10 protein-coding genes and 1 pseudogene are annotated in these 8,665 nt (G+C 58.2%); 4 read left to right on the forward strand and 7 right to left on the reverse strand.

Annotation, left to right across the window (positions count from 1 at the left end):
* Positions 1–19: 19 nt before the first annotated feature.
* Entirely contained in the window at positions 20–919 is a 900-nt protein-coding gene (locus tag VOI27_RS21725; protein WP_323768509.1) for a replication-relaxation family protein, read from the forward strand.
* A gap of 452 nt (positions 920–1,371) precedes the next feature.
* Here the strand turns inward: VOI27_RS21725 and VOI27_RS21730 are convergent, their stop codons facing one another.
* Positions 1,372–2,169 carry a glutathione S-transferase family protein gene (locus VOI27_RS21730; RefSeq protein WP_323768511.1) on the reverse strand — a complete coding sequence of 266 codons (798 nt, stop codon included), beginning with the start codon at positions 2,167–2,169 and terminating at the stop codon, positions 1,372–1,374.
* Positions 2,170–2,173: 4 nt separating this feature from the next.
* Positions 2,174–2,617 carry a cupin domain-containing protein gene (locus VOI27_RS21735; RefSeq protein WP_323768513.1) on the reverse strand — a complete coding sequence of 148 codons (444 nt, stop codon included), beginning with the start codon at positions 2,615–2,617 and terminating at the stop codon, positions 2,174–2,176.
* An 81-nt stretch (positions 2,618–2,698) separates the two neighbouring features.
* Here VOI27_RS21735 and VOI27_RS21740 point away from each other — a divergent pair, with 81 nt between their 5' ends.
* Entirely contained in the window at positions 2,699–3,655 is a 957-nt protein-coding gene (locus tag VOI27_RS21740) for a LysR family transcriptional regulator (protein ID WP_323768515.1), read from the forward strand.
* A 68-nt stretch (positions 3,656–3,723) separates the two neighbouring features.
* Here the strand turns inward: VOI27_RS21740 and VOI27_RS21745 are convergent, their stop codons facing one another.
* Genes VOI27_RS21745 through VOI27_RS21755 form a run of 3 tightly spaced genes read right to left on the reverse strand, consistent with a single transcriptional unit; the run spans position 3,724 to position 4,763 of the window.
* On the reverse strand, positions 3,724–4,080 hold the full coding sequence (locus VOI27_RS21745; RefSeq protein ID WP_323768517.1) for a cupin domain-containing protein: 357 nt from the start codon (positions 4,078–4,080) through the stop codon (positions 3,724–3,726).
* Between the two features lie 21 nt (positions 4,081–4,101).
* Positions 4,102–4,503: a group 1 truncated hemoglobin gene (locus tag VOI27_RS21750; RefSeq protein ID WP_323768519.1), complete on the reverse strand. Its 402-nt coding sequence runs from the start codon at positions 4,501–4,503 to the stop codon at positions 4,102–4,104.
* Between the two features lie 38 nt (positions 4,504–4,541).
* A complete protein-coding gene (locus VOI27_RS21755) occupies positions 4,542–4,763 on the reverse strand; it encodes a tautomerase family protein (RefSeq protein WP_323768521.1) in 222 nt (73 codons plus the stop codon).
* Between the two features lie 184 nt (positions 4,764–4,947).
* On the opposite strand from VOI27_RS21755, the gene VOI27_RS21760 reads away from it, so the two are divergent.
* A complete protein-coding gene (locus tag VOI27_RS21760) occupies positions 4,948–5,646 on the forward strand; it encodes a helix-turn-helix domain-containing protein (RefSeq protein ID WP_323768523.1) in 699 nt (232 codons plus the stop codon).
* Between the two features lie 464 nt (positions 5,647–6,110).
* On the opposite strand, the gene VOI27_RS21765 is transcribed toward VOI27_RS21760, so the two are convergent.
* Positions 6,111–7,304: an IS91 family transposase gene (locus VOI27_RS21765; RefSeq protein WP_323768525.1), complete on the reverse strand. Its 1,194-nt coding sequence runs from the start codon at positions 7,302–7,304 to the stop codon at positions 6,111–6,113.
* Positions 7,305–7,316: 12 nt separating this feature from the next.
* A complete protein-coding gene (locus VOI27_RS21770; protein ID WP_323768527.1) occupies positions 7,317–8,204 on the reverse strand; it encodes a site-specific integrase in 888 nt (295 codons plus the stop codon).
* 302 nt (positions 8,205–8,506) lie between these two features.
* Here VOI27_RS21770 and VOI27_RS21775 point away from each other — a divergent pair.
* A pseudogene (locus tag VOI27_RS21775) lies at positions 8,507–8,665 on the forward strand (integrase); the annotation flags it as partial.

Here is an 8,665-nt window from a genome sequence, read left to right on the forward strand (position 1 = left end):
CTCAGCTATTTTTCAGCTTATGGAACAGACCGATGCCTTGGGACGCGCTACTTTTTATCACATCGCCCCTGTGGACGTCGCGCGCCCAACCGAGCGGGAAATTCGCTGGCTGAAACATATCGAGCGACACGGGCCGCAATCGTCGCAGTACCTTTTTGAGCTGACCCGAGATTCGCATCGCTGCAAGGACACGGCCCTGCGTGCGCTTCAAAAGCTGCGCGCGGCAAAATATCTCAAGCTGCCGCCACAGCAGCGGGCCACGGAACGGGCTGAGTGCAAACCGTTTGTCTACGATCTAACAGCAAAAGCGAAAGACCATCTGGTCGACCGGGGCATCGACGAAGCCACAGTCCGTCCTTCCGGGCATTGGTGGCACGGATATGCGGTCTCCTGCGTAACCAGCGCAATCGACATTTCCGCCGCACGTGATGGAGTACGTTACATCCCGGCCCACAACATTCTGGCGATCAAGAGCGCCCAGCTCGCCATCCCGTTGGGCAAATCAAAGCTTGTTCCAGACCAGCTGTTCGCGCTGGACTATGGCGGGAGTTACCGCGCGTTTGCCCTGGAGGTCGACCGTGGAACCGAGCCATTGCGCTCGAGCGCGGCGCGAAAAAGCATCCAGAAAAGCCTGGATCTGTACTACCGGCTGATCCACGAGCAAGTATACAAGCAGCATTATGGTCTGAAAGCGAACATACTTGTTCTCTGGGCGTTCCAGAGTCGCAAGCGGCAGGAGCAGTTACTTTCCATGGCCAGCGAATTGCCGACCTTTGTAGCGAGATCGATGCTAAGCCTTTCGTATGATTTCGAGAAGCAATACGTCGCCCCATTGACTGGCGGAACGGGGCCATACCATCGTCCGTGGTGCAACGCTGGCGGGGGCTCGACTTCCCTAGCTCTGGAGGCCGAACCTTGAGTTTGAACCCCAGTCCCTCCGCCACTTGGCCCCGCGAAAGCGTTCTCCCGATCCGGCTGGGGCCGGATTTTTCCGTTGTTTTCGAGGGTTATGCGGGAGGGCTGAGCACTGCCCCTGCTGCCAAGAGGCCTGGAAGCGGTCTCTCCGGGCCGATATTCTCCGGACCTGTTGACTACGCGAATTTGGTGAATTGCTTGCAAGACTCTGTAATAAAAGAATTTTCCGGAGGGGCTACCTGAACACTTCGACCGGAGTCGCGTTCGGTAAGATGGAACAGAAATCGAACCTTCGCTGATCCTCCGACATAGCACAGAAGTGAGATTTCCGCAGCGCAGCAATTTGCCAGGCACTGCAGGGAGGGCGGAATGCGGACTTTCGCCGCACGTTGCACCAATGTCTGCTATTGAGGCGCAAGCTTAGAAACAGGTAGGCTCCGCACCAGTTCTTATGCGCTAAACCAGTCCCAATGCCTCGTCGCTGGCTGTGCCCGCATACTTATCTCGCGGCGGCCAAGGGCGATCCCGCCAGTGCGGTAGAAAGGCAAAACTGGAGACAGAGCGGTTTTCGACCAACGCGCCATTTCCTGCACCAAGTGCATAATCGTAATAGAGTTTCACGATCTTTTCCTTGCTGACCTGCTGGGCCGCAGGGTGCGTGGTGCAGGCATCTTTCCAGGCCCGCACCCGCCGGTAGTCCGGCGTGTCAGGTAGTTCAAAATCCTCATAGTAGTCGAGGAACCAAAAGCGTTCGAACATCGGAGTAAACACCGCTTCGGCGAGGCCAAAATCATCGAACAAGAAGGGTTCTTTTCGACTGTGGTGGCACAGGAAACTGTCGATATCGCGGTAGATAGCGAGCAATTTTTCTGCGTATGTGTCGCGTTGTTCAGGCTCTTGGTTCATGACAAATAGATATCCCGCCATGGTAAATGGCCCCTCACGGGCGATGAGCATGGTTTCGATGGCATGTTCTAACGGGTCGGCTCGGCGGAGAGCCGGACCTTTGATGACTTCATCCAGATAACGAAGGATCACCAAGCTTTCTTTCAAGATTGCGCCGTTCGGTGTTTCTAAAACTGGCAACGCTGTCGTTCCCTGAGTTTTCGCCAATAGGGCCGGGTCGCGCGGTTTTGTGATGTCAACGACACGGAACTCAACGGCGTCTTTCTGTCCTCGCAGCGCCAGGAGGATCTCAAGCCGCTGTGAAAAGGGGCAGACGGGGATGTGATAAACAATATGTTTGCCGGTCATCAAATCACTCCAGTGGCGGACCGGTGAAGGTCAAGTGGTGACGCTTTGCGGACTCCTCGACCGCAGGCATGTCTTCTGGGATGCGGAACTGGCCGTCTGCCATATCTGCAAAGAAGCCTTCGAACCCGCCGGGCGTCAGGATGACCAGATGCCGCGAAGGTTCATCGCCGATGACCTTGAAGGTATGGTCGGTGCCGCGCGGTATGAAAATGCTCTCGCCCGGTCCGACGTTTGTTTCTTTACCTGCGATCCAGACTTTGCAAGTCCCGGACAACATCACGAAGGTTTCGTCCTCATTGGCATGGATGTGACGCGGTGGTCCGCTGCCAGCGGGGGACCAACTATCCACGATGGACATGGCGCCATTGGTTTGGGCCGACGAGAGGATCGTTTTGTATCTGACCCCCAGCCATTCGATGGCCTCGGCATCGGTTCGCAGGTCTTTCATCGCTTCACTCCTGATTGGGGGATTGAAACGAAAGCGCTTTCGTTGACAGGAGTGTAGCCGCAGGCGGCGGAAACTGCCAAAGTGTATTTCCTGATATGGGTTATCGATGGCATGAATTTCGCAATCTTCGACCTTAACCTACTCCGCACGCTGGATGCCCTTCTGACCGAAGGATCTACAGTCAGAGCTGCGAAGCGGCTCGGGCTCTCGCAGTCCGCGGTCTCGGGCGCGCTATCGCGTTTGCGACATGCGCTGAACGACCCGCTCTTTGTTCGGCACGGTAATCGGCTGGTGGCGACAGACTATGCTGCCGGACTTATCGGACCCGTTCGGCAGGAGCTTGAACGGATCGAGGCGATGCTCTCGCCTCTTACGCAGTTTGATCCCCAGACCGCCAGCGGAACGTTCCGCATCACAGCAAGTGACTTCTTTGCTGAACTGCTAATGCCACGGCTGGCCGACAGGTTGCATAAGAAGGCACCCGGAATTCGCGCGCAGTTGGTCGATCTGGTTGCCCAAGACTATGTTTCAAGCCTCGAGCGTCGCAATGCTGACCTCGCTTTGATCCCGGACATGACACTCCCGGATTGGGTCAGCCGGGAACCGCTCTTTCGTTCACCATTTCATGTCATCGCACGGCGCGAAAATCCGGGAATTGCAGGGCTTGAGACAGGCCAGACGATGCCTTTGGAAACCTTCTGCACATTGCGCCATGTTTTGTTTTCGCCGGAAGGAAATACCGCCTCTTTAGGGGATGCAGCGCTTGCGCAGGTTGGCAGAAAGCGTCAGGTGGCGATGACAGTTCCGGTCTTCTCCGGGGTGTGCCGCGCGGTGCGCGAGAGTGATTTGATTGCCCTTGTCCCGGCGCAACTTGCGGCCGATGTAGCTGAGACTTTCGACCTTTGCATTTTCCAGCCTCCGATGCCGATCGACCCACCATTGATCGTCGCAATATGGCACAAACGGTCAGAGACGACGCCCCTTTCAGTCTGGATGCGAGAGGAGGTTTTTGGCCTCATGCGCGCGCTGGATAATTGACCGATTACTGAAAGGGTCCGTTATTTAGCAGCCTTGGGTCTATAAGTGCTGCCTCCAAGCCATATGCATCACGACGGCGCACCAAAGAGGATCAGCTCGACTTTTTCTGAACCTTCAACGTAGGCATCGTGGCCTGGAGGGATTTCGAAGAAGTCTCCTGGCGTGATCGCAGTTACCTTTTCTGTCTGGACCATGCGCACCATCAGTTTGCCAGACAGGCAATAGCCAACGTGGTGCATCGGGCAAGTATCCGGGGACCCAAGAAGCGGCTTTTCATCTTTCTCCCAGGTCCATCCAGGCTCAAACACAGCGCGCATGCCTGTCGTCCCGTGGCTCATTTTAACGATGTTGATCCCGCCAGCTTCCTTCATATCCAAAGCCTCATCGGGGTTTTCAAAACGTCTGATCTCAATTGCATTATCCATGGTCGGTCCTTTCTTTGTCGTTCATTTGTGCAGGATGTCACCCTCCAAAGAGTGGAGGACGTCATGCACCATTGAGCGGGATGTCTCATCGTATTTCAGAGCAGTCATCGTGTTCAGGATATCGTTTGATGCTGCCTCATACTCAGCAGCACTAATGTTCATCCCACGATGTGCTTCGGCCATACTGCGCCCCCGGTAGTTGTCAGGACCTCCGCTTCCTGCTGCGAAGAAATCACAGGTGTGCTTCTTAACTTCTTCGACATATTCGGGGCGATCCTCGTAAGGTAGGAAGCGTTCCCTAATGACTGGGTTGCACATATGCGCTGCGACGGCACCATCGACGATCCGCCGAACTCCGGCAGCCCCTCCAAGCCTCTCGAAGAGCGTGACTGTATTGAGTTCTTGGGCCAGTGACATGGACATGTTCGTCTCCTTTCGCGGAGTGACTGCAAAGTGGTTGATTAGGCAGGTTCCGATTGCACTGCTTTCACGTCAGCGGTTGTCAGTGGCTTTCCTCCGATCGCCCATTCGCCGCTGGCGAATTCATTTATTCTCACCCATGTGACGCCACGCATGGTCTCGCCTTCGATGGCGACAATCGCTTCGGTAACGTCTTTGATCATTCGTTGTTTCTGGATGGGGCTAAACACGCCCTCTATAAGTTGGATGTCGACGAGTGGCATGATTGATCTCCTTGGCTCCACCGGCCTGCTCAATCCATTCGGCTGAGCCGGGGGTGGGAAGAGCCTGCGCCGAAGCCCGAACTTAATCCAGTTCAAGAACTGAACCTTTGTGGTATAGTATTTGAACCAGTCGTGGGCGCTGAGCCGTCGGAGCTTGAAAGCACGCGAACGCAAGGAGGCCACGATGACAAATGCAAGTTACAAGCAGTTTTGCCCGGTTGCGATGGCAGCGGAGGTGCTTTGCACTCGCTGGACAATGGTGCTGCTACGGGAATTGATCGCCGGATCGACCAGGTTCAACGAATTGCGCCGGGGCTTGCCGCGGATGTCTCCGGCCCTCTTATCTAAGCGTCTGCGTGAGCTGGAAGAGGCTGGCGTAGTGGTGCGTGAGCGTATTTTAGCATCGCCCGAGACATTCGCCTACCGTCTGACGGACGCTGGACGCGACATCCAGCCGGTGGTGGAGGCGGTCGGTATGTGGGGTCAGAGGTGGGTCGAGACCGAGCCATCTTTAGATAATCTCGATGTCGAATTGTTGATGTGGGATATGCGACGCAATCTGAATACCGATCCGGTTCCCCCGGAGCGAACTGTCATCGAGTTCATCTATCCCGATTTGCCTCAATCGCAGCGGAGGTGGTGGCTTATCGTAGAGAAAAACCGGGCGGTAGACCTGTGCCATGTCGATCCCGGCTTGGATGTCGATCTATATGCAACGGGTGACCTGCGAACGATGACTGAAATTTGGATGGGCCTGCGGACAGTTCAGAACGCGGTCGACCAGGATGCATTGCGCTTGGTAGGCCCTTCGGTTCTGATTGATAGTATGCAGGCGTGGCTTGGTCTGAGCCCGTGCGCTGTGCAGAAGAAGATGGTTGGTTAATGCAGAATACAAAGCGCGAGGCAGGCGTTATCTCAACTTTGTTTCGACCTTAGATATTGGCTCGCAAGCCGGACGTCTGCTTTACGGATGCGGCGGCGGTAATCAAAAAGGCCTGAACGACAGCACTGGTGAAGGATTTTCGATGCGGGCCGTGGTGCAACGGTGCCGGGTTGTTGGTCGTCGGCCCGCGTTGGAAATCCTCCCAAGGTGGAAGCCGCGGTGGCCAGGTGCTGTCTATGGGGAAAGTGGGCTGAGGTGTCCAGCGACGGTGGAGCGTGGCCGACGTCTCGAAAGATGTCGACCGTCTCCAAGTGCGCCCTGAGCTGCCCAAGAGATGATGATCGGTCTCGGATGGCGCGTTTCATCCTCAGTTCGCGGCCGCGGCACCATTTGAGGCACGGCTGAGCCAGTCCGGAACTGGCGTGAGAACCGGAGTGGTGTTTGTTGCAGTGACAGGCGTTTCATCATGCGGCCTGCTCCCGAGGTGGTGCGCGCGACAGCGGCTTTTGATCACGGCGGAATACCTCGACGATGAGCATCGGGCCACCGCAGCACGGGCACGGCTCGCGCAAGGTGAGCGGGGCAACTTCCGCTGTTTTCTGCTCTTCTGCCTCGGGCGGCCGATGCCCGAGGAGATCGCGGATACGGGCGATGGTGACCTTGCGTGTCGCGCCAGCCAGCAAGCCATAGTGCCGGATCCGGTGGAACCGGTCGGGGAGGACGTGCATCAGGAACCGGCGGATGAACTCCGTCATGGCCAGGCGCATGACCTTCTGCCGGTCGCCGGACTTTATGCGGTAGTCTTTCCAACGAAACGCGACGGTCTCGGCGTCGACGCTGATCAGGCGATGGTTCGAGATCGCGACGCGGTGGGTGTATCGGCTGAGGTAGGCCAGCACGGCCTCTGGGCCGCCGAACGGCGGTTTGGCGTAGACGACCCATTCGGACTTGCGGAATGGCACGAGCCAGGCGGCGAAGGCATCCTTCTGTGCCAGCTGTTCGAGTGCGCCGTAGAAGGCCAGCGAACCAGCCTCATGCAGGGCAAGCAGCCCATCGAGGAACAGACGCCGAAACAGTCGTGACAATACCCGCACGTGCAGGAAGAAGCCGGGTTTGCAGGCGACACATCGGGTGCCGTCCGGCGATAGGCCGCCGCCGGGCACGATCATGTGGATGTGCGGATGGTGGGTCATCGCGGAGCCCCAGGTGTGCAAGACGCTGGTCATGCCCACCTTCGCACCCATGCGCTTGGGGTCGGCCGCAATCGTCATCACCGTTTCCGCGGACGCTTTGAACAGCAGGCTGTAAACGGATTTCTTGTTCCAGAAGGCGATCTGGGCGATCTCGGACGGCAGGGTGAAAACCACGTGGAAATACTCCACGGGCAACAGGTCCTCGGCACGGGCTGCCATCCAGTCACGCGCCGCCGGACCCTGGCACTTCGGGCAATGGCGGTTCTTGCAGGAGTTGTAGGCGATATGGTGGTGGCCACACTTGGCACACCCGGCCACATGCCCGCCGAGCGCCTCGGTCCTGCAGGCTTCGATGGCTGACATCACCTTGAGCTGGGAGAGGCTGACGTGTCCGGCATTGGCCTGCCGCCACGCAGGACCATGGGCGCGAAAGATGTCAGCGATCTCCAGCTTTGGCCGGGGCACGCCGGCGTCCGGTCACTCCAGACTTCGCTTCACTGCATGATCCTGCAGCTTGGCCAGCATCTCGTAGGGACTGACGGTGTCGCGGATGGTCTTGGTCGCGACATGCGTGTATTGCGCGGTCGTCGTGAGCTTGGCATGTCCGAGCAGCACCTGGATGACCCGCACGTCGGTGTTGGCCTCCAGAAGATGGGTGGCGAAACTGTGTCGTAGGGTGTGCAGGGTGGCTGCCTTCTTGACCCCGGCCATGGTCTTGGCCGACGTGAACGCCCGGTTCAACTGCCTTGGCGATATCGGATTGATCTTCGGCTTGCCGGGGAACAGCCAGCCCTCGGGTCGGGCTTCGCGCCAGTAGTTGCGCAGGAGTGCGAGCAGCCCGGGTGACAGCATCACCTTCCGGTCTTTCCGGCCCTTGCCCTGCTCGACATGGATCAGCATGCGGTCGCTGTCGATGTCGCCGATCTTCAGGTTGCAGACCTCGGCAGCCCGGAGCCCTGCACCATAAGAGATGCTGAGAGCCGCGCGATACTTCAGCCCAGGCCCAGGCGCCGCCATCAGGATGTCGGACACCTCTTCGACGCTGAACACGACGGGCAACTTCCGCGGCTGCGTGCGGAACTGCATGTAGCGCTTCATGTCCTCGCGCCCGCAGGTCATCCCGAAGAAGAACCTGAGCGCCACGATCCGCACGTTGAACGTGCTGGCTGTGACCCCGGTGTCGGTCATGTGCAACTGGTAGGCGCGCAACTCCTCCGGGGTGGCCGTGTCCGGCGAATGCCCAAGAAACTGGGCGAAATCCTTGATCGCCCGGATGTGGGCCTTCTGAGCTTTCTCGCCCATCCCCCGGATACGCATGTCTTCGATCATCCGCGCCCGCAGCGGCGAAATCCTCTCCTCGGTCATGGGAACCTCCTGTCTGTCGATTGAGAGGCCTCAATCGTCAGGCAGGTGCCCGTATTCCCAAATGCACGGAGTGGCGATCAGTCCGGAACGCCAGCCACAAGCGCCATTGCCGCGCGAGCGGCTTCGTCCTTGGGCCGGTTTTTCCCGCTCGATTTTGCTGCGGCTGCAAAGTGCTGCAACTGCTCGCTCGGTAGATTGGGCTCCGACCGGACCTTCTCCGCAGTCACACCACGGCGTGCTACCATGAGCCACCAACGTCGGGTTGGTGCTGTGGCGGATCGTGGCGGATGGGAGTATCCATCATGACCATCGCCAACCTTCCCGCCATCCGCGCATGCCGCCCCGCCTGGAACAAGGGCCGCGTCGTTGGCCAAAAGCGTCCCCTTATGCCGAAACACGTCTGGGCCATACGGGTGCGCCTGGAAATCGCGAAGAACCACCGCGATCTGGCCCTCTTTAAT

Origin of the sequence: Marinovum sp. (assembly GCF_034669705.1) — a bacterium.
Classification (GTDB): Bacteria; Pseudomonadota; Alphaproteobacteria; order Rhodobacterales; family Rhodobacteraceae; genus Marinovum.

Excerpts from the sequence above, each read along its gene's own strand:
- VOI27_RS21725 (WP_323768509.1), top strand. The coding sequence starts at position 20 with ATGGAACAGACCGATGCCTTGGGACGCGCTACTTTTTATCACATCGCC.
- VOI27_RS21730 (WP_323768511.1), bottom strand. The coding sequence starts at position 2,169 with ATGACCGGCAAACATATTGTTTATCACATCCCCGTCTGCCCCTTTTCA.
- VOI27_RS21735 (WP_323768513.1), bottom strand. The coding sequence starts at position 2,617 with ATGAAAGACCTGCGAACCGATGCCGAGGCCATCGAATGGCTGGGGGTC.
- VOI27_RS21745 (WP_323768517.1), bottom strand. The coding sequence starts at position 4,080 with ATGGATAATGCAATTGAGATCAGACGTTTTGAAAACCCCGATGAGGCT.
- VOI27_RS21750 (WP_323768519.1), bottom strand. The coding sequence starts at position 4,503 with ATGTCCATGTCACTGGCCCAAGAACTCAATACAGTCACGCTCTTCGAG.
- VOI27_RS21755 (WP_323768521.1), bottom strand. The coding sequence starts at position 4,763 with ATGCCACTCGTCGACATCCAACTTATAGAGGGCGTGTTTAGCCCCATC.
- VOI27_RS21760 (WP_323768523.1), top strand. The coding sequence starts at position 4,948 with ATGACAAATGCAAGTTACAAGCAGTTTTGCCCGGTTGCGATGGCAGCG.
- VOI27_RS21770 (WP_323768527.1), bottom strand. The coding sequence starts at position 8,204 with ATGACCGAGGAGAGGATTTCGCCGCTGCGGGCGCGGATGATCGAAGAC.